Below are 446 nucleotides of genomic sequence, written 5' to 3' on the forward strand. Positions count from 1 at the left end.
ATTCTATCTCCTCATAAAGTTTGTTTGTATCTTCTAAATCATATAGATTAACAATACATTTTGGTACTTCTTTTTTTATATTCTCAACTGTTTGCTCTGCTCTTTTATAAAAATCATCCTTAGCATTGAAGATAGATATTTCTCTTGCTCCATCTAATGCACATTGTACTTGTATAGCAGTCGCTGCACCACCAGCACCCATAATTGTAACCTTTTTACCTTTAACTTCTACCTCGTTTTCTTTTAAATTACGAACATAGCCTACCCCATCTGTTATATGACCAACTAACTTCCCATTGTCATTTACAATTGTATTACATGCTCCAATTATACGAGCTGCTGGAGAAAGTTCATCCATATATTCTGTAACAGCAGATTAACATGGCATAGTAACATTAGCTCCTTTTATATTAAAAGTTTTTATTGCTGAAAGTGCCTCTTTTACC

Annotated in this window: 1 pseudogene; it reads right to left on the reverse strand. The window is 33.0% G+C overall.

The window, feature by feature from the left end:
• Positions 1–358 (reverse strand): annotated as a pseudogene (locus K0039_RS21425) (shikimate dehydrogenase); the annotation flags it as partial.
• Positions 359–446 lie beyond the last annotated feature (88 nt).

The sequence above is a fragment of the Terrisporobacter mayombei genome, from assembly GCF_020748465.1.
GTDB classification, from domain to species: domain Bacteria; phylum Bacillota; class Clostridia; order Peptostreptococcales; family Peptostreptococcaceae; genus Terrisporobacter; species Terrisporobacter mayombei.